This window comes from Campylobacter concisus, assembly GCF_002165775.1.
In the GTDB taxonomy this organism is placed as follows: domain Bacteria; phylum Campylobacterota; class Campylobacteria; order Campylobacterales; family Campylobacteraceae; genus Campylobacter_A; species Campylobacter_A concisus_E.
Genome location: NZ_NDYP01000001.1, coordinates 145,613 through 164,730 on the forward strand (window position 1 = coordinate 145,613; position 19,118 = coordinate 164,730).

Below are 19,118 nucleotides of genomic sequence, written 5' to 3' on the forward strand. Positions count from 1 at the left end.
TATAATTGAAAAAATTATAAAAAGCTCTAACCAAGCTTAAGAAGGTGCTTTATGCTAATCGATAAATATGGTCGGGTTGTTGATTATTTAAGGATTTCTGTAACTCAGCGTTGCAACTTTAGGTGTAGGTATTGTATGCCTACAACGCCATTTAGCTGGACGCCAAGGGAGAATTTATTAACCTTTGAAGAGCTATTTTTATTTGTAAAAGTGGCTATCGATGAAGGTATAAAAAAGATAAGAATTACTGGTGGCGAACCGCTTGTACGTAAGGATTTGGACGTTTTTATAAAGATGATAAGTGATTATAATCCAGACATCGATCTAGCACTTACTACAAATGGCTATATGCTTTCACACTTTGCCAAAAGGTTAAAAGACGCTGGACTAAAACGCATAAATATGTCACTTGATACACTAAATGAGCAAAAGGCTAAATTTATCGCACAAAAAAGCGTTTTACACGAAGTTTTAGCTGGCTTTGAAGCAGCTCATGATGCTGGATTAAAGGTAAAAATAAACACTGTCGCACTAAAAGGCGTAAATGATGATGAGCTTATAAATTTGCTCGAGTTTGCTAAATTTAGAGATTCTCAGATTAGATTTATTGAGTATATGGAAAATTCACACGCTAAAGATGATTTAAAAGGGCTAAGTAGCGATGAAATTTTAAAAATCATCTCACAAAAATATAATGTCACAAAAGATGGAAAACTACTAAATGCGCCTGCGTCTATTTATAGACTTGATGATGGTTATAAATTTGGTATCATTGATCCGCACAAGCACGATTTTTGCGAGAGTTGCAACCGTATCAGGCTAAGTGCTGAAGGACTTTTGATACCTTGCCTTTACTTTGAAGAAGCTCTTAGCATCAAAAAAGCGGTTGAAAAAGGTGATATCGTAGCTGCAAGTGAAATTTTAAGGCAAGTGCTAGCAAACAAACCAAAAGAGAACAAATGGGCGATAGGTGCTAGCAATGAAACCTCTTCGCGTGCCTTTTATCAAACTGGTGGTTGATGAGCAAAGAGCTAGAGCTAGTTGAGGCGTTTTTAAGTATCCAAGGCGAGGGGGCTTACCAAGGCAGACTCGCTATATTTTTACGCTTTTTAGGTTGCAATCTAAACTGCTCTGGCTTTGGCGTGCAAAAAAAGTCTTTAAAAACCGGCGAAAGCTTACTAGGATGTGACAGTATAAGGGCTGTTTTTAAAGGGCATTTTAATTATAAAATTTACAGTGTAGATGAAATTTTAGGTTTAGTTAATAACCTATGCAAAGGCTTAATGCAAAAACCGATCATTGTTTTGACCGGTGGTGAACCGCTCATTTGGCATGAAAATGAAAATTTTATAAATTTGGTAAAGAAATTGCTTGAAGATTATGAAGTGCATTTTGAGACGAATGGCACTATCTTAATTGATTTTGCTAAATATGAAATTTATAAAAAATGCCATTTTGCACTTGGTGTAAAGCTAGCAAATAGCGGAGTTAATGAGCAAAAACGTATAAATTTAGACGCTATTTTGGCTATTAAAAATAATGCAAGAAGTAGCTTTTTAAAATTTGTCCTCTCGCACTTTAACAAAAGTGAGTTGGATGAGATTATAAATATAAAAAATCAAGTTGATTTGCCAGTTTGGTGTATGGCAATAGGAGCGAATAGAGCTGAGCTAAACGAAAATGCTTTAAAAACAGCAGAATTTGCTATAAAGTATGGATTTAACTACTCAGAGCGTATCCACATCAGGCTTTGGAGCGATAAAGAAGGTGTTTGATGATTATTAGAAAGCTTTTTAGATTTGAAAATGCACATATTGTGAGATTTTGCAGCTCAAAGCGTTGCAGAACTAGCATCCACGGGCACAGCTATGTGGCTGAAATTTTACTTAGCTCAAATTTTCTTGATAATGCCGGCATGGTCTATGATTTTGGCTTAATGAAGCAAAATATAAAAACGATCATTGATAGTTTTGATCACGCTACGACAATATTTTCAGGCGATAATGATGAATATAAAAATGATCTAAAAAAGCACTCGGCAAGATGGATCGAGATCTCGCTAAATCCAAGTGCAGAGCAGTTTTGCCGCATATTTTTTGTACTCATAGAAAGACTACTTGAGCTTAGCGTGATGAACAACGGTGAGCGTGAAGTGAAGCTTCATAGCATTATCGTGCATGAGACTGATACAGGCTATGCACAGTGCTTTAAAGAGGACTCCGCAAATGCGCAAATGGGCGAGATAAAGCTAGATGAGATCAAATTTTCAGACGCTATCATAGAAGAGTGGGAAGATAAAAATTTATTCGAGAAAATGAAAAATAGGTTAAAAATAGAAATTCCAAAGGACGTTTGATGAAAAAAATTATAACTTCTTTTTTATTTATAGCTGGTCTATTTGTGGGTTGTGGAGATAAAGATGAGGCTAAAAATGATATTAGCGAGCCAGTACCGAGTGATGTGACCATAGCTCAACCAGACGCAAATGTCACAATCGATGAACAACTCCCGCCTGAGCCAGTCGTCGAAGAGAACGAGCCTTCTAAAGAGAAGAAATGAACGAACATCTCTCCTCGCTTTTTGCATATACTTTGCCTTTTCATGTGATATTTTTTTATGCACTAGTTGCCTGTAATATACTTTATTTAATACTTACTCAGTTTAGCAGCAATAGTAAAAACTATGTGCTTCGTATAAGATATTTTTTACCGATTTATCATATGTTACTTAGTTTTCTTGTGCTAACCGGACTTATTTTATGGGCGTATTACGGATATGAGTTTAAATTTAATGCTATAAAAATGTTAATTATCTTAATACTTTTAATCGTACTTAGTGCCATAGGTTTTAAAAGGCTAAAAATTTATGCAGCTAATGACGATTTAGAAAAATTTAAAAAATTTGCCCTTATTAAGGGATTTTGTGATCTTGTTTTAGTTATAGTTGCAGGGATTTAGATGAAATTTTTATATGATAAAAATGCAGGTAATGAAAACTTAAAGATAGTAAATGAAGCTTTTTTGCACCTAAAAGCTAGAAGAATGCAAGCTGGTGAGCGAATAAGTGTTAGAAATTTACGAGACTTCAAAGAGTATATTTATGAAATTGATGAGATTGATAGGCGAAGTGCGAGCTTAAGTCTTGTCTTTGCCAGCTCAAATGGCGAGCAAAAATTCGACTTTACGATCGCTTGGGCTGTTGTAGATCCAAAGACTATTGAAAAAACACTGCCGTTTTTAAATGAGATAGGTGTTGGCAAAATCGCATTTGTTTACACGAAATTTTCTCAAGCAAATTTTAAGATAGATATCGAAAGGCTAAACTATATAAATGCACTTTCATGTGAGCAGTGCGGACGAACGTCGCTAATGGAATTTGAAATTTATAAAAACTTAGATGAGCTGATGAGCGTTTATAAAAATGTCTCAGCTATAAATTTTGGCGGTAAAAATTTAAATGAAAAAAGAGATGATGAAATTTTAATAATAGGTCCAGAGGGTGGATTTAGCGAGGATGAGACGGCTAAATTTAAAAATAGCTACTGCCTAAATACTAAAAACATTTTAAGATCACAGACCGCGGTTATCTCAGTGGCTGCAAAATTCCTGGCTTAATTTATTTGATTTTTAGATTTCTTTTTATATAATCAGCAACTTTTAATGTAGATAATTAGCCCAAAAATAATAAAGGAAAAATGATGAAAAAAGATATCCATCCAGAATACGTAGATTGCACTGTAACTTGTGCTTGCGGAAACACTTTTAAAACAAAGTCAAACAAAAGCGAGATCAGAATTGACATTTGCGACAAGTGCCACCCATTTTTCACAGGCAGCGAAAAGATAGTTGATAGTGCTGGCCGTGTTGAGAAATTTAAGAAAAAATACGCTCAAAAATAAGCCTTGCTCTACTTTATTCCTACTCCAATAGGAAATTTAGAAGATATCTCGCTTCGTGCGATTAGAATTTTGCGTGAATGCGAGATAGCTATTTGCGAAGATACAAGAGTCTGTAAAAGTCTTATAAACCTGCTAAATGAACGCTTTGACGCAAGTATAAATATTTCAAAATTTATTCCACTTCACACCCATAACGAAGATGACTTTTTCACAAATTTAAGTGATGATTTTTTTAGCAGAAATGTAGCCTACATGAGCGATGCTGGTATGCCAGGTATCAGCGATCCAGGCGTTAGCCTAGTAAGATACGCTCAAAAAAATAACATTGAATATGAGATTTTAAGTGGAGCAAATGCCGCACTTTTAAGTGTAGTCGCAAGTGGACTTTGTGATAAGGAATTTGTCTTTTTGGGCTTTTTGCCAAACACTGGTAGAGATAGAGTCCTCGCTATCCAAAATGCTCTAAATTTAGCTTATCCAGCCGTTATTTACGAAAGCCCAAAACGCATACTAGGCTTAGTACAAAGTATCACAAATCTAGAACCTGAGAGAGAAATTTTTGCCATAAAAGAGGCTACAAAAAAATTTGAGACTAAATTTAAGGATAGAGCCAAAAATTTAGTCCAAATTTTAGAAAAAGCAAATTTAAGTGGAGAGTGGGCGATTGTCATCTCAAAAAGTGACAAAACAGCCACTCAAAATATCACAAAAGATGAGATACTTTCGCTTGATCTTGCTCCAAAAGTAAAAGCAAAATTGCTTAACAAAATAACTGGAGAAGATGTAAAAAAGATATATGATGAGCTTACGAAAGCTTAAATTATAGGCTACAAAACTACTAGTGACACTAAAACGAAAGTGCAAAATTTACTCTAGCTACATACAAAAATAAGTTAAATTTTAATTGACTTTAGCTACCATAGGTTACCATGATAATATACGGAAAACAACTATTTTTACATATTTTGAACAAGCGACCACAGATACTAGAAGAGATATATCTCTCAAAAGAGTGTGACAAAAAACTCTTCTCTAAAATTTGTGGCACAGGCAAAAAAATCATCCGCGTGGATAATCAAAAAGCACAGTCTTTAGCTCGCGGTGGGAATCATCAAGGTTTTTTAGCGAATGTTAGTGAGTTTGAATTTTCAGACATTGCTGAGCTTAAAAAGCTAAATTTTATCGCTATTCTTTATGGTATAAGCGATGTTGGCAATATCGGTGCTATCGCTAGAAGTGCCTATGCTCTAGGCTGCGAAGGTCTTGTGATAGTGGCAAAAAGTATAAATATGCAAGGCGTTTTAAGATCAAGTAGTGGTGCTGCTTATGAGATACCAATAGCGATTTTTGAAGATGGGCTTAGTTTATTAAATGAACTAAAGCAATTTGGTTTTAAAATTTATGCAACCGCAAGTAATGGTAAAAACGTAAAAGAGATGAAGTTTGCCGGTAAAAGAGCTTTGGTGATGGGCTCAGAGGGCGAAGGCATACCGCAAAAGGCTCTAGCGAAGTGTGATGAGTGTATTGGTATAAAGTTAAAAGAGGGCTGGGACTCCTTAAATGTAAGTGCAGCTTTTGCAATAATTTGTGACAGGATGATATATGAATGAATTAGAGAATTTAAAAGAGATAGGTTTAAAGGAAATTTCACGTAAAACGCATATTGAGCCTACATTTTTACAATATATTTTTGATAAAAATTTTGAAAAATTATCACGTTTAAATATTAGGGGCTATGCCAAGATTTTGCAACGTGAATATGATGTTGATTTGAGCGAGTTGCTCGCTGAATATGATGCCTTTATGCAAGAAAATACTCCAGATGAGAGTCACAAAACTAAAGTTACTCCAAAAATTTCTTCTTACACTCCAAAAGATATTACCATACAAAAACAAAGCGGTAGTGGCGGTGCTGGATTTTTATTTTGGCTCATCATTTTAGCTATTATCGCTGGTGGGGCATATCATTTTGATGCTTACAAATATATCGAGAATTTTTTATCATTTTTAAATGATGAGAATAAAAGCGTGAGCTATTCGCAGTCAAGCATAGTAAATGAGGTGAAGAAAAATATCATCGATACAAATATCACCATCTCTCAAAATAGCCCTAAAATAGAAGAAAACATATCAAGCGTAAAAATTTCAGCTCCAGTTGAGCAAAATGTGACAACAAGTCCTGCAAACATGGAGCAAAATGCTGTGAAGCCAAGCATGACAGCTCAGTCAGCTCCTAAGATAGAGCAAAACATTACAAAGCCACTAAATGAGGCAGTCATTACACCAAAACAACGCGTCTGGATAGGCATCATTAATCTTGAAAATGGTCAAAAAGTATCAAACGACACAAGCAAAAGCATAAATATAAATTTAGACCAAAGGCAGCTCGTAGTTTGTGGAAATGGTAACATTGAGCTAAAGATCGGCGATAAGGTAACAAAATATAATCCAAGTCGTCCAGCTAGGTTTTTAGTAGAAAATGGAGAGATGAAATTTGTGAGCTATGATGAGTTCGTAGAACTTAATAAGGGCAAATCTTGGTAAGAAAAATAGCGATTTTCACCGCTTTTAGTGTATTTGCCTATGCTTTTAGCTTACAAACTAGTGCAAGTGCTTTAAGCAATGTTGAAAATGTGCAAATTTCTTTAGAAAATTTAGACCAAAATGGCTCACTCAATGTCAATGAGCTAGTATCAAGATTAAAACAAAACTCGAGTTACGATAGCATTTCATTTGGCTCAAATAGTTTGAATTTAAAATTTATAAGTGAGCAAAAGGCTCCTTCTACATTATTTGTAAAATCAATAAATTCAACTCTAGACGATGCCAACATAAGTATTTCAAGGATAAATTCTCTAAAAAATGGAGATCAAATTTCTTATGGAATTTCAGCCATAAAAAATGGCGGAATAGATCCAAGCTTATTAAGCTTAGCACTTAGTCAAAGCGGTTTTAAAATTTTAGGATTTGATAGAGTTGATGGGAATTTGGAGATATTTTTAGATGCTCAGAATATGATTCTTAAGGCTGCAAAGGTAAATTTTGACGAAGAGACACCACTTTTAAAAAGCGGTGGTACTTATTTTGTTGATGTTGAGGGTGCAAGTAGTCTGGATATCGCGTCAAAAGAGTCAAATAGATGGATGCCACTTGTTAGGATTTATGATAAAAATTTAAATCAGATTGACTCTATAAAAGAGGAGCAAGCAAAAACTACCGTTTCTATAAATTTAGCAATAGGTGCAAAATACGCATTAATTAGCGACAATGTTGATATAAATAATATAAAAAATGAGATAATTATCAAGCTTATAAAATAGGAGTAAGCAGTGTTTGATGAGATAAGATTTAATACAATTGAGCGTTTACCAAACTACGTTTTTGCCGAAGTAAATGCAATAAAAATGGCTGCACGAAGAGCTGGCGAGGACATCATCGACTTTTCTATGGGTAATCCTGAGGGCAGAACACCACAGCACATCGTCGATAAACTATGCGAAAGCGCGCAAAAGGACAAGACTCACGGCTACTCAGCCAGTGCTGGAATTTACAAGCTCCGCCTTGCCATTTGCAACTGGTACAAAAGAAAATACGGCGTAAATTTAGACCCAGATACCGAAGCAGTCGCTACGATGGGTAGCAAAGAGGGCTTTGTTCACTTAGCTCAAGCCGTGATAAACCCAGGCGATGTGGCTATCGTGCCTGATCCTGCTTATCCGATACACACGCAAGCGTTTTTATTTGCTGGCGGAAGTGTCGCAAAGATGCCACTTCACTACAATGATAAATTTGAGCTAGATGAGAATAAATTTTTTGAAAATTTGATCCAAACTATACACGCAAGCTCACCAAAGCCAAAATACGTAGTCGTAAATTTCCCTCACAATCCAACGACCGTGACAGTGCAAAAGAGCTTTTACGAGCGCCTTGTAAGTATTGCAAAACAAGAGAGATTTTACGTTATCTCTGACATCGCCTACGCGGATCTTACATTTGATGGCTACAAAACGCCAAGTATCTTTGAGGTTGATGGTGCAAAAGACGTTGCAGTCGAGTGCTACACACTTTCAAAAAGCTACAATATGGCTGGCTGGAGAGTTGGCTTTATGTGCGGAAATAAAAGACTTTGCGCCGCACTTAAAAAGATAAAATCATGGGTTGATTACGGCATGTTTACGCCGATACAGGTGGCTGCCACAGTCGCACTTGACGGCGATCAAAGCTGTGTTGAAGAGATACGCCAAATTTATGAAAAAAGAAGAGATGTGATGATAGAGGCCTTTGCTCAGGCTGGTTGGGAGCTTAAAAAACCAAGCTCAAGTATGTTTATCTGGGCGAAACTTCCGCCAAAGGTTAGCCATCTGGGCAGCCTTGAGTTTTCAAAGCAGCTTCTTACAAAGGCATCAGTTGCAGTTAGCCCTGGTATCGGTTTTGGCGAGGGCGGAAATGACTATGTGCGTCTAGCTCTTATCGAAAACGAAAATAGAATAAGACAAGCAGCAAGAAATATAAAAAAATATTTGAAAGAATTTGAATGAATGTAGCGATATTGGGCATTGGAACCGTTGGCGAGTCAGTTGCTAAAATTTTACTAAAAAACAAAAAGCTAATCGCAGCAAGAAGTGGCGAGGAGATAGTGCCAGTCATCGGAGTGGTCAGAAATTTAAATAAAAAAAGAGATGCTGGCATCCCTTTGACTGACGATATAAATAGCGTTATAAATCGCGATGATATCGACGTTTTTGTCGAACTTATGGGTGGTGTGGAAGAGCCTTTTAGGGTTGTGAGTGAAATTTTAAAGCGAAAAAAAGCAGTCGTGACCGCAAACAAAGCACTTCTGGCCTATCACAGATATGCTTTGCAAAATTTAGCCAAAAACACGCCATTTGGCTTTGAAGCAAGCGTGGCTGGTGGCGTACCGATCATTAGAGCCTTAAGAGAAGGCTTAAGCGCAAACCACATCGTTAGTATAAATGGCATACTAAACGGAACTAGTAACTTTATCCTAACCTCGATGATGGACGAGGGCTCAAATTTTAAAGACGCACTTAAAAAGGCGCAAGAGCTCGGATACGCTGAGGCTGATCCTACTTTTGATGTGGGTGGCTTTGATACGGCTCATAAGCTTCTTATACTGGCAAGCATCGCATACGGTGTACACGGCGATCCAGAGGATATTTTGATCGAAGGAATACAAGGTATCACACCTGAAGATATATTTTTCGCAAAAGATTTCGAATACTCAATAAAACTTCTAGCGATTGCCAAAAAAAGTGAGGGTAAAATCGAGCTACGCGTACATCCAGCGCTTGTACCACAAAATAAAATGATAGCAAAGGCAAGTGGTGTGACAAATGCGATTAGTGTCGTTGGCGAGGTCGTTGGCGAGACGATGTACTATGGACCTGGGGCTGGCGGTGACGCAACGGCAAGTGCGGTGATCAGTGATCTTATCGACATCGCAAGAGATAGCAAATCGCCGATGCTAGGATATAAAGCACCGTTTGAATTAAATACGCTTGAGCTACTTGACCGCGATAGGATAAAGACGAAGTACTACTTTAGATTAAAGGTCGAGGATAAAATGGGTGTGCTAGCAAAGATTACAAATTTAATGAGCGAAAACAACTTATCGATTGATAGCATACTTCAAAAACCAAAAGATGAGAGTGAATTTGCTGTATTGTTTTTTACGACACATACGAGTCTTGAGGCTGATGTAAGAAGGACAATTGAAATTTTAAAAGAGCAAGAGTATATAAAAGAAGAGCCATTTATGATGAGGATCGAGGAGTAGCTTGGGACTAAAAGAGTATCTCTTTGGCAAAAGCTCAGAAAATAGGGCGTGTGATTTTTTACAAAAGCTTGGTTTTGTCATTTTAGAGAGAAATTTTCACTCTAAATTTGGCGAGATCGACATTATCGCACTAAGCAGTGATAAAATTTTACACTTCATAGAGGTAAAAGCAACTAGCGGAGAATATGAAGCAGAGTATAGACTAAATAAGGCAAAATATATAAAAATTTTAAAAACTATAAATTTTTATATGATGAAAAATGAGCCAAATAGAGATTTTCAAGTCGATTTACTCGTTATAAAAAATGAAAATTTAGAACTGATAGAAAATATTAGTTTATAATAAAATTTATTATTTAGATAAAATTTAAATTTAATTTGTATAATTGCCACATTTTAAAAATAAGGAGAAAAAATGGGAAAATACATCGAACTTACAAAAGAAAATTTTGATGTTACAAAAGAAGGCGTTGCTTTAGTAGACTTTTGGGCTCCATGGTGCGGACCTTGCCGTATGCTAGCTCCAGTGATCGAAGAGCTTGCTGAAGACTTTGACGGCAAAGCAAAAATTTGCAAGGTAAATACTGACGAAGTGCAAGATCTTGCGGTTGAGTTTGGCATCAGATCGATCCCAACATTGCTATTTTTCAAAAATGGCGAGCTAGTTGAGCAAATGGTCGGTGCACAGTCAAAACAAGCCTTAACTGATAAACTAAATTCGCTTCTTTAATGAGCGAAAAAAGAAGAGGAAGTCTGCTTCCTCTTACGTATATATTTGGTTCATTTTTTGGTGCAGCTATGATAGCAGCTGCATTTGCGTATAGCAACTATCGTTTTTCACAATATAAATTTGTTGATTTTGCGAAGCTGGTTTTCTACGAAAAAAGCGAAATTTTCACTCCAAAAGAGCCAAAATACACGCTTTTAATCTTCAGTTCAAATCAATCAAAATTAGACGAAATTTTACCAACCAAAAATGAAACAGTTGTAGCAATCGATATCTTTCAAAAAAGATATGAGTCAAACTCAACACTAAAATATATAAGCTCAGATATAAATACAGTCTTGGAGCTGATGCGAAATTTGAGCATTACAAAGCTGCCAAGCAGTGTTGAGATAGTTCATCAAAGGGACGAAATTTACAAACAAAATTCGTCCATAAATGTTTTAGAATAAAGGAAATTTATGCTTGATTTAGCGATCATCGGAGGCGGTCCAGCAGGACTAAGCGCCGGACTTTACGCCACTAGAGGCGGACTAAAAAATGTTGTAATGTTTGAAAAAGGCGAGCCTGGCGGTCAGATCACCTCGAGCTCAGAGATAGAAAACTACCCAGGCCAAAAAGCCCCTGGCGAGAGTGGCTTTGACTTTATGAGCACTTGGTGGAAGCAGTGTAGCGCATTTGGTCTAGTTCATAAATGGGCAAACGTTGTTGGTGTTAGAAAAAATAGCGACGGCAGCTTTGAAATTTTACTTGAAGGTGGCAAAAGTGAGCAAGCAAAGGCGGTTATCGTAGCTACAGGATCTACTCCAAGACGTGCTGGTTTTAAGGGTGAGGATGAATTCTTTGGCAAAGGTGTTAGCACATGCGCAACATGCGATGGCTTTTTTTACAAAAATAAAGAAGTGGCTGTTCTTGGCGGTGGCGACACAGCTGTTGAAGAGGCACTTTATCTAGCAAATATCTGCTCGAAAGTATATCTAATTCATAGACGTGACGAATTTAGAGCGGTGCCAACAACCGTTGAAAAAGCTAGAAAAAATGAAAAGATCGAGTTTATAACAAGTGCAACGATAAAAGAAGCACTTGGCGATAAAATGGGTCTCACAAAGATCGTGCTTGATACCAAAAATGGCGAGCGTGTGCTTGATGTGCCGGGAATTTTTACCTTTGTAGGACTAAATGTAAATAATGAAATTTTAAAAGATGAAAATGGCAAATTTATCTGCGAGATGGTTGATGGTGGACAGGTTAAGACCGATCTTAAGATGCAAACTAGTCTAAAAGGGCTATTTGTGGCAGGTGACATCAGGGAAGACGCTCCTAAACAAGTAGTTGTAGCCGCAGGTGATGGCGCAGTAGCAGCACTTAGTGCTATGAGCTACATTGAAAGCTTGCATTAATACCTAAAAATTTAGCCAAATTCTTGGCTAAATTTTTCTTCTTTTTTCTATCAAATTTTTGATTTTATACGTATTTTTTAAAGCCTATTTGTAATCTATCTATAATAAATTTTATGTTAAATTTCAACCAAAAATCAAAGGATAAATTTTGGTAAAAATAGGACTTTACGGTGCTAGCGGAAAGATGGCTCAAAGTATTATCTCTTGCTTAAGAGATGAGAAAAATGCACTTTTAAGTGTCGCTTTTAGCCAAAAAAATGAGGTTGAAAATTTAAATAGTGAACTTCTGACAAATGACTTTGCTAAATTTTTTGAAGCGTGTGATGTAATAATCGACTTTAGTCAAAAAGAGGCTACGGTAGCACTGCTGAACTACGCTAGAACTAATCCAAAACCACTAGTTATCGGTACGACAGGGTTAAATGACGAAGATAAAAACTTACTCCATTTAGCATCTGGAGCTATGCCTATTCTTTACGCAACAAATATGAGTTTGGGCGTGGCTGTACTAAACCGCCTTGCAAGGATTGCTTCAAAAACATTAAGAGAATTTGACATAGAGATCGTCGAGCAACACCACAGGCACAAAAAGGACGCTCCAAGCGGTACAGCGATGACATTGGCTGGCTGCGTGGCTGAGGCTAGGGATTTAAATTTAGAAGATGTTTTAGTCACTGGTAGAGCTGGTATGGTAGGGGTTAGGAGCAAAGACGAGATCGCAGTTATGGCACTTCGTGGTGGAGATGTGGTCGGTCGCCACACGGTTGGCTTTTATAATGACGGCGAGTTTATTGAGCTAAATCACACCGCAACGAGTAGGGCAACCTTTTCAAAAGGTGCGATCAGGGCTGCTATTTGGCTCAAAGATCAAAATAGTGGTCTATACTCGGTAGATGATAGTTTGGGGCTTGATGATTAAATTTGTGCTTGATGATGTAGAGAGCTATAAGCTAGAATTTGGTAATAAATTCTAGCTGCCGGAGCGTGAAAAACGCCAAAATTTAAGAACTGGCGATATAGTAAAGCTTATATTTAGATTTGAAGATGATGAGTTTGCTCAGGTTGAGCGCATGTGGGTGGTCGTTAGCGAGACAAATAACGGCGAATTTACCGGCATTTTAGACAATGAACCATTTACAAAAGGCTGTTTAAAAGTTGGCGATGAGATCAAGTTTAACTACAAAAAATGTTCTTGAAATTTACAAAGATGATGAAAAATAAAGGAAAAAAATGTGTGCAATAGTTGGCATTATAAATTCTAAAGATGCAGCAAAGACTGCCTATTATGCGTTATTTTCTATGCAGCATCGCGGCCAAGAGGCAAGCGGTATTAGCGTTTGCGATGATGGAGAAATTTCTACTCACAAGGGTAATGGCCTAGTTACAGAGGTTTTTAATGAAGAAATTTTAAGATCGCTAAAAGGCGATATGGCTATTGGTCACAACCGATATGCAACGGCTGGTAAAAACTCAGGTCGTGACGCCCAGCCAATAGCCGCTAACTACTCTTTGGGGCAGATTTCAATCGTCCATAATGGAAATTTGGTAAATAAAGATGAGGTTAGAGATGAGCTTATTAAGGATGGTGCGATATTTCAGACAAATATGGATACTGAAAATATCATCCATCTAATCGCAAGAAACCATAGCAAGCACTTGCAGGACCGTATTATCGCGGCACTTGATAAGATAAAAGGTGCTTATTGTCTGCTTATCCAGTCACGCCATAAAACCTTTGCCATAAGAGATCGCTGGGGTGTTAGGCCGCTAAGTCTTGGCAGGCTAAAAGATGGTGGATATATCGTAGCTAGCGAGACTTGCGCTTTTGATCTTGTGGGAGCTAGCTTTATAAGAGATATTAGGCCTGGTGAGATGATAGTTTTTGAACATGGAAAAAGTGAGTTTCAAAGTATCCAAATTTATGATCCAGATCCTAGAATTTGTGCATTTGAATATATCTATTTTGCTCGCCCAGATAGCGTGATAGAAGGTAAAAGTGTCTATGAAGTTAGAAAAAAAATGGGTGAAGTACTAGCTAAAAAGAGCAAAATTAAAGCAGATTTCGTCGTACCTGTACCAGATAGCGGTGTGCCAGCAGCGCTCGGATATGCAAACGAGAGCAAGATCCCTTTTGAGCTAGCTATCACTAGAAACCACTATGTGGGTAGAACCTTCATCGAGCCAAGCCAAGAGATGAGGAATTTAAAAGTTAAGCTAAAACTTAACCCGATGTCATCAGTTCTAAAGGGTAAAAGTATCGTTGTCATAGATGATAGTATCGTTCGCGGTACTACTTCAAAAAAGGTGGTTGATCTTTTAAGACATGCGGGCGCTAAAGAGATTCATTTTAGAGTCGCATGCCCTGAGCTTAAATACCCTGAGCGATACGGTATCGATACGCCAAGCTTTGAAGAGTTAATAAGCTCTAAAAAAAATGCAGAGGAAGTAAGAGAATATATCGGTGCAGATAGCTTAGAATTTTTAAGTATAGACGAACTTAAAGAAAGTATCGGTAATGAGCGAAAATATTCGCTTGTAAGCTTTGATGGTGACTATTTCATAAAGTGAAAAATTTAGCTATTTTTTTGCTTGTTGCACTATTTTTTAGCGGTTGCTCACAAAAGAATCCAAGCAAAAAAGACGAAATTTCTATTTACGTAAGCTACTATGAGATAAATGGCACAAAGCAGCAGCTACAAATAAAAACCGTTCAAAATTTCGCAGAACAAAATGCTAGTGTGCCATTTTTTGGTGTAGTAAATTTTTTAGCAGAAGATAAAATTTTAAATGCTTATTCGCTTGCAAAGGGCACTATAAACGTACTTGAGGTAAATAATAGCTCTATAAATTTAAATAAATCAAGTGATATTCTGGCTTTAAAAAGAGCTAATGAGATAAAATTTTATGAGATAAGGCCTGATGTGCTTGAGAGTGTTAAATTTGGCTCACAAAATAGTGTTTGCGGTGATTTTTTGTTACAAAAGCCAGTGCATGTAAATGTAGCAACAAACTACTATTTAAGAGATGATAGCTTTTTTGCAAGCATTATAGAAGCAAATTTCTTTTATAAAAAAGGTGCAAAGATCCTAAAAAAAGAGTTTGTTTATAATATAGCCGAGACTAAAATCCTTGAAGAAGCAAAAGAATTTACACAAAAAACAAAGCAACTCTTTTTAAATGACCTACAAAAATTGGGCAGACTACTTGACATACTTTGTACTTTTTAAGTCTTTAGCTTAGAAATTAGTGTTCAGTGCAGATACTAAAAAAGATAAAATTTAATCTAAAGTCAAACTAAGACTTAGCGTTTTATCCTATGAAATTTGTAAAAATTTGCTTTAAATTTGACTTAGTAGCAATTTAGTTTTGTGATATTCATGCCATTTTTAAAGTAAGGCGGATATGGCATATATACGGTAAATGGTGTGCTTTTTTGCTTTGGTAAATTTTTGGCTACATCAAATTTATATTCAACTGTATTTGGCCTCTCGTCCTTATCTGTGCCAAGAACCCATGAGAAAAATGAAAGCCCACTTGGCTTAAAAAATGCTTCCTCACCAAGGTCATTTTTATTTAGCGGTTGATTGATTAGTTTGACTGTCAGCGTGCAGTTGCTAATTGTAAATTTACCGATGTTTCTTACTTGCCCCTTAAAAACAATACTCTCATTTCGTAAAATTCGCTCACTTTTTACATTTTCGAGCATACCTTTTTTTGTATATTTATCAAGCACCAGCATCAAAAAAACAGCAAGTGTAGTTGAGACTAGAATGTTTGTAAAAAATAGTGATAAAAATAACTTTCGCTCAGCTCTAAGCGAGAGAACAAGAAATAAAATAGAAAGCAGAGCAATCGCAAAAAGAACGATAATATGAACGATCGTAAAATATGCTGAACTCATCAAAAACACTCCACTTTTTTAGAAATATTGTAGTCTATAAATGCAAAATCATTGACAAATTCTTTAACCTCTATGCTTTGCTTTGGCAAAAATTCCTCGTTTAAGATGATTCTTTTTCTAGCAAATGGATTAAGCGAGTTAAAAAAATCTTTCGTATTTTGCCTTGAGCTTAGATAGAAGTTAAGCTCGATTTTACAGACACTAAGTGCATTATTTGAATTATTTGTAATATTAAAATCGACCATTAACGCATCGACATATTGAAGCTGCTTGGTGGTTATTTTGCTTATGCTAACTGGCCTTAAATTTTCATTTATATATTTGTTTGCGTAGTAATTACCTACAAAAAGTCCAAAAAAAGCAGCCAAAATAAATAAAAATCCTATCTGCCACCACGACTTTATCGCGATAAAAATTCCTAAAAGCACAATTAGTATAAATGCTAAAAATATCCAGCCATAGGTTAGAAAATCAATGAGCTTTGCATTTTGCAATACAAAAAGCAAGTTGTGCTTAATGCTATTTAACATCTCGCGATCTTTTCTCTTCAATGCCGCTCATACCAAAACGCCTTGTAAGTTCGTTTTTTACAGCATCTGGATGGATATTATGGGCTGAGAGTGCTACAAGTGCATGAAAGCAAAGGTCGGCTGCTTCATAGATCAGATCATCTTTTGCTTTTTGCTCATTTTGCTTTGAGTTTTCTGCGAAACTAAGATCCTTTGCGGCCATTATAAATTCGCCAGCCTCTTCGCCAACTTTCTTTAAAATTTGATTTTCGCCTTTTTTAAAAAGACTTGCCACATATGAAGTTTCAGGGTTAGCATTTAGCTTCCTATCTTCTATCACATGGTAAAGCTCGTCAAGTACGCCATAATTTGGTTTTTTGACTTCAACTTTTGTATCTAAAATTTTGCCGTCATGCAAATTTATCTCATTAAAAAAGCACGACCTTGCTCCAGTGTGACAAGCTGCACCTCCGTTTTGAATCACTTTTAAAAGCAAAGTATCGTTATCACAGTCTAAAAATGCAGCTTTTATCTCCTGTGTATTTCCGCTCTCTTCGCCTTTTTTCCAAATTCTATTTTTGGTGCGTGAAAAGTAGTGAGCGTAACGGCTAGATAGACTTAAATTTAGTGCTTCTTCGTTCATGTAAGCAAGCATTAAAACTTCATTTGTGGCATAATCACAAACCACTACTGGAAGCAATCCACCAACTTTTTGCCAGTCTATGCTTTTTGTTACGCTGTTCATTTTTTTACCTTTCGCTTGTCGAGCTAGCTTTGGTTTTATCTTTTGTGTCTAGCCAGATGTTTGGCACAGCTCCGCCAGGCGTTAAGAAAATTTTAGCATCTTTGTTTTCTTTTAGAGCTTCGTTAAATTTGTTTTGCGTCTCGATCTGCTTTAAATTTAGTAGATTTTGATCTACACTTTTTGCAACCTCTTTGTTTGCATATGCAGTTGCGTCAGCCTCGATTTTAATGGCATCAGCCTTACCTTTTGCTTCAATGATCGCAGCTTTAGCGGTACCTTCTGCAAGTGCGGCTTGTTTTAAGGCTTCTTGATTTGCTCTTTCTACTTCGTATTTTGTTCTTTCAGCTTCTTGTTTTGCGATTTGGACGCGCTCGATCTGCTCTTTTACCTTTGAAGGCAAGATAATCTCACGAAGTTGCACTGTTAAAAGCTCAACTGGCTTATTTGGCTGAGAGTCGATGTCTTTTCTTATGCCATCATCGATTTGTCTTGCTAGATCGTTTCTCTTTGTTGGAAGCTCTTCTGCTGTATATTTACCAGCGATACTGCGAACTACGTCACGAACGACAGGATCAACTATCTTGCTCTCCCAGCTAAGACCCCAAGAGGCAATAGTTTGAGGGGCATTTTCTGGATTTAAACGGTATTGCACAGTAATATCAATGCTAACTGGTAAATTTCTAGCATCAAGCACTGAAATAGAATTTTTACGTAAAATTCCAGCGCCAACGCCTTGATATGATTTTTGCATTGATTCGCCCATATCCTCGCCAGAAGTATAGTTTATGATCCTAACTCTGGTGTCCACGATGATGATGTCTTGGATAAAAGGTAAAAAGAAGTGAAAGCCTGGTTGCAAAGGATTTGGCTCGTATTTACCTGCCGTAGACTTGATGCCAACTTCGCCTGAGTGAATCACTTTAAATGGCTGAGTGATAGCAAAAATAGCAATAATTGCAATTAAAATATAGGCAAGTGCTCCAAATTTACCAAAACCATTTGGTAAATTTGGCATTTTAAAGTCTTTTTTGAATGGTGGCTCTTTGTCGCTATTTTGACTAGAGCCCCTATTGTCATTACCTAGCTTTTTTTTATTGAAATAATCGTTTAAATCAGCGGGCATTTCGTTCCTTTAAATTTTTAAATATATGTTAAAAATGATTCATATTTTTTATTTAGACCGTAAACTACGTCAAAATAAGCTTTTTGTAGTCTCTTTGTCACTTCGCCTCTAGCTCCGTTGCCGATAATGCGGTTATCTATGCTATTTATCGGCGTTACTTCAGCTGCAGTACCTGTAAAAAACGCCTCATCAGCAGTGTAGGCCTGATCTCTTGTGATGCGCTCTCTTCTTACCTCTATGTCAAGATCATGAGCTAGTTTGATGACCGTATCTTGGGTGATACTAACTAGGCTGTTGTCATTTGGTGGAGTGATCAATGCACCATTTTCAACGATAAAGAAGCACTCGCCCGGACCTTCAGCCACGAAGCCTTCACTATCAAGCAGTAGCGCCTCGTCGTATCCAGCCTCTTTTGCCTCGTAGTTTGCCATTTGTGAGCTTAGGTAGTTTGAACTGGCTTTTGCCCTATTCATTTGAGCAGCAGGGCTTAGCTTTGCATAGCTTGAAATTTTAACTCTGATACCTTTTTCTAGACCTTCATCACCAAGATATGCGCCCCATTCCCATGAAGCGATAGCAGTTTGCACTGGTGCTTTTGTGTGTGCCACACCCATTACACCATATCCTAAAAATACAAGTGGGCGAATGTAGACGTTGCCGTTATATTTGTTTGCGCGAAGCACGTCTATCTGTGCTTGCTCAAGCTCTTCTTGTGTGTATGGTACATTTAAAACGGTCATTTTTGCTGATTTTAAAAGTCTTTTTGTGTGATCTTGAAGTCTAAAAATAGCTAGACCTTTTTTTGTTTTATAAGCTCTTGTGCCTTCAAATACGGCATTGCCATAGTGCAAAGAGTGAGTTAGAACGTGTACTTTTGCATCGTCCCATTTAACTAATTTTCCATCCATCCAGATGAATTCTGAAGCGTTCATTGTTAAACCTTTCTGTTTTTTAGAAATTTGGTCTCAGTTTATCTAAAATTGCTTTAAATTTACATTTCTAAGACCAAAATTTGCAGGCA

The 19,118-nt window shown here is 36.8% G+C and carries 26 protein-coding genes; 21 read left to right on the forward strand and 5 right to left on the reverse strand.

What is annotated here, in order from left to right; genetic code table 11:
• Positions 1-51 precede the first annotated feature (51 nt).
• From moaA to B9N66_RS00865, 21 genes are all read left to right on the forward strand, one after another.
• Positions 52-1,020 carry a GTP 3',8-cyclase MoaA gene (moaA, locus tag B9N66_RS00765; protein ID WP_087579478.1) on the forward strand — a complete coding sequence of 323 codons (969 nt, stop codon included), beginning with the start codon at positions 52-54 and terminating at the stop codon, positions 1,018-1,020.
• Complete coding sequence (locus B9N66_RS00770; RefSeq protein WP_087579479.1) at positions 1,020-1,775, forward strand: 7-carboxy-7-deazaguanine synthase QueE; 756 nt, start codon at positions 1,020-1,022, stop codon at positions 1,773-1,775. Before moaA ends, B9N66_RS00770 begins: the two co-directional genes overlap by 1 nt.
• A complete protein-coding gene (locus tag B9N66_RS00775) occupies positions 1,775-2,356 on the forward strand; it encodes a 6-pyruvoyl trahydropterin synthase family protein (protein ID WP_087579480.1) in 582 nt (193 codons plus the stop codon). Before B9N66_RS00770 ends, B9N66_RS00775 begins: the two co-directional genes overlap by 1 nt.
• A complete protein-coding gene (locus tag B9N66_RS00780) occupies positions 2,356-2,559 on the forward strand; it encodes a hypothetical protein (RefSeq protein ID WP_084041593.1) in 204 nt (67 codons plus the stop codon). Before B9N66_RS00775 ends, B9N66_RS00780 begins: the two co-directional genes overlap by 1 nt.
• Positions 2,556-2,957: a hypothetical protein gene (locus tag B9N66_RS00785; RefSeq protein WP_087579481.1), complete on the forward strand. Its 402-nt coding sequence runs from the start codon at positions 2,556-2,558 to the stop codon at positions 2,955-2,957. Before B9N66_RS00780 ends, B9N66_RS00785 begins: the two co-directional genes overlap by 4 nt.
• Positions 2,958-3,614, forward strand: coding sequence for a 16S rRNA (uracil(1498)-N(3))-methyltransferase (locus B9N66_RS00790; protein WP_087579482.1), 657 nt, complete (start codon positions 2,958-2,960; stop codon positions 3,612-3,614).
• An 83-nt stretch (positions 3,615-3,697) separates the two neighbouring features.
• Positions 3,698-3,898 carry a 50S ribosomal protein L31 gene (rpmE, locus tag B9N66_RS00795; RefSeq protein WP_002942443.1) on the forward strand — a complete coding sequence of 67 codons (201 nt, stop codon included), beginning with the start codon at positions 3,698-3,700 and terminating at the stop codon, positions 3,896-3,898.
• A gap of 3 nt (positions 3,899-3,901) precedes the next feature.
• Complete coding sequence (gene rsmI / locus B9N66_RS00800; protein WP_087579483.1) at positions 3,902-4,717, forward strand: 16S rRNA (cytidine(1402)-2'-O)-methyltransferase; 816 nt, start codon at positions 3,902-3,904, stop codon at positions 4,715-4,717.
• Between the two features lie 110 nt (positions 4,718-4,827).
• A complete protein-coding gene (gene rlmB / locus B9N66_RS00805) occupies positions 4,828-5,508 on the forward strand; it encodes a 23S rRNA (guanosine(2251)-2'-O)-methyltransferase RlmB (RefSeq protein ID WP_087579484.1) in 681 nt (226 codons plus the stop codon).
• Positions 5,501-6,442 (forward strand): phosphatidylglycerophosphate synthase, encoded by a 942-nt coding sequence (locus B9N66_RS00810; protein ID WP_087579485.1) that lies wholly within the window; start codon positions 5,501-5,503, stop codon positions 6,440-6,442. The genes rlmB and B9N66_RS00810 overlap by 8 nt, the downstream gene beginning before the upstream one ends.
• A complete protein-coding gene (locus B9N66_RS00815; RefSeq protein ID WP_087579486.1) occupies positions 6,436-7,218 on the forward strand; it encodes a hypothetical protein in 783 nt (260 codons plus the stop codon). Before B9N66_RS00810 ends, B9N66_RS00815 begins: the two co-directional genes overlap by 7 nt.
• A 9-nt stretch (positions 7,219-7,227) precedes the next feature.
• A complete protein-coding gene (locus tag B9N66_RS00820; protein WP_084109200.1) occupies positions 7,228-8,436 on the forward strand; it encodes an LL-diaminopimelate aminotransferase in 1,209 nt (402 codons plus the stop codon).
• Positions 8,433-9,695, forward strand: coding sequence for a homoserine dehydrogenase (locus tag B9N66_RS00825; protein ID WP_087579487.1), 1,263 nt, complete (start codon positions 8,433-8,435; stop codon positions 9,693-9,695). Before B9N66_RS00820 ends, B9N66_RS00825 begins: the two co-directional genes overlap by 4 nt.
• Before the next feature lies 1 nt (position 9,696).
• Positions 9,697-10,038, forward strand: a complete 342-nt coding sequence (locus B9N66_RS00830; protein WP_087579488.1) for a YraN family protein — start codon at positions 9,697-9,699, stop codon at positions 10,036-10,038.
• A gap of 72 nt (positions 10,039-10,110) precedes the next feature.
• On the forward strand, positions 10,111-10,425 hold the full coding sequence (gene trxA / locus B9N66_RS00835) for a thioredoxin (RefSeq protein WP_012001054.1): 315 nt from the start codon (positions 10,111-10,113) through the stop codon (positions 10,423-10,425).
• Positions 10,425-10,871: a hypothetical protein gene (locus B9N66_RS00840; protein WP_087579489.1), complete on the forward strand. Its 447-nt coding sequence runs from the start codon at positions 10,425-10,427 to the stop codon at positions 10,869-10,871. Before trxA ends, B9N66_RS00840 begins: the two co-directional genes overlap by 1 nt.
• 9 nt (positions 10,872-10,880) lie before the next feature.
• The gene (locus B9N66_RS00845) at positions 10,881-11,819 is read left to right on the forward strand and encodes an NAD(P)/FAD-dependent oxidoreductase (RefSeq protein WP_087579490.1); all 939 of its coding nucleotides are present in this window, start codon (positions 10,881-10,883) and stop codon (positions 11,817-11,819) included.
• 148 nt (positions 11,820-11,967) lie between these two features.
• Entirely contained in the window at positions 11,968-12,738 is a 771-nt protein-coding gene (gene dapB / locus B9N66_RS00850; RefSeq protein WP_087579491.1) for a 4-hydroxy-tetrahydrodipicolinate reductase, read from the forward strand.
• 97 nt (positions 12,739-12,835) lie between these two features.
• Entirely contained in the window at positions 12,836-13,015 is a 180-nt protein-coding gene (locus tag B9N66_RS00855; RefSeq protein ID WP_374057411.1) for a DUF2314 domain-containing protein, read from the forward strand.
• 34 nt (positions 13,016-13,049) lie between these two features.
• Positions 13,050-14,387 carry an amidophosphoribosyltransferase gene (purF, locus tag B9N66_RS00860; RefSeq protein ID WP_087579493.1) on the forward strand — a complete coding sequence of 446 codons (1,338 nt, stop codon included), beginning with the start codon at positions 13,050-13,052 and terminating at the stop codon, positions 14,385-14,387.
• Positions 14,384-15,046, forward strand: a complete 663-nt coding sequence (locus B9N66_RS00865) for a hypothetical protein (RefSeq protein ID WP_087579494.1) — start codon at positions 14,384-14,386, stop codon at positions 15,044-15,046. The genes purF and B9N66_RS00865 overlap by 4 nt, the downstream gene beginning before the upstream one ends.
• A 122-nt stretch (positions 15,047-15,168) precedes the next feature.
• On the opposite strand, the gene B9N66_RS00870 is transcribed toward B9N66_RS00865, so the two are convergent.
• From B9N66_RS00870 to B9N66_RS00890, 5 genes are read right to left on the reverse strand one after another with little or no spacing between them, the layout of a single operon-like run.
• Positions 15,169-15,720 (reverse strand): DUF2393 family protein, encoded by a 552-nt coding sequence (locus B9N66_RS00870; protein WP_087579516.1) that lies wholly within the window; start codon positions 15,718-15,720, stop codon positions 15,169-15,171.
• The gene (locus B9N66_RS00875; RefSeq protein ID WP_180382043.1) at positions 15,720-16,271 is read right to left on the reverse strand and encodes a DUF2393 family protein; all 552 of its coding nucleotides are present in this window, start codon (positions 16,269-16,271) and stop codon (positions 15,720-15,722) included. The genes B9N66_RS00870 and B9N66_RS00875 overlap by 1 nt, the downstream gene beginning before the upstream one ends.
• The gene (gene hisIE, locus B9N66_RS00880; protein WP_087579496.1) at positions 16,240-16,974 is read right to left on the reverse strand and encodes a bifunctional phosphoribosyl-AMP cyclohydrolase/phosphoribosyl-ATP diphosphatase HisIE; all 735 of its coding nucleotides are present in this window, start codon (positions 16,972-16,974) and stop codon (positions 16,240-16,242) included. The genes B9N66_RS00875 and hisIE overlap by 32 nt, the downstream gene beginning before the upstream one ends.
• Before the next feature lie 4 nt (positions 16,975-16,978).
• A complete protein-coding gene (locus B9N66_RS00885; protein ID WP_087579497.1) occupies positions 16,979-18,097 on the reverse strand; it encodes a prohibitin family protein in 1,119 nt (372 codons plus the stop codon).
• A gap of 17 nt (positions 18,098-18,114) precedes the next feature.
• Positions 18,115-19,029, reverse strand: a complete 915-nt coding sequence (locus tag B9N66_RS00890) for a branched-chain amino acid transaminase (RefSeq protein ID WP_087579498.1) — start codon at positions 19,027-19,029, stop codon at positions 18,115-18,117.
• Between the last annotated feature and the right edge of the window lie 89 nt (positions 19,030-19,118).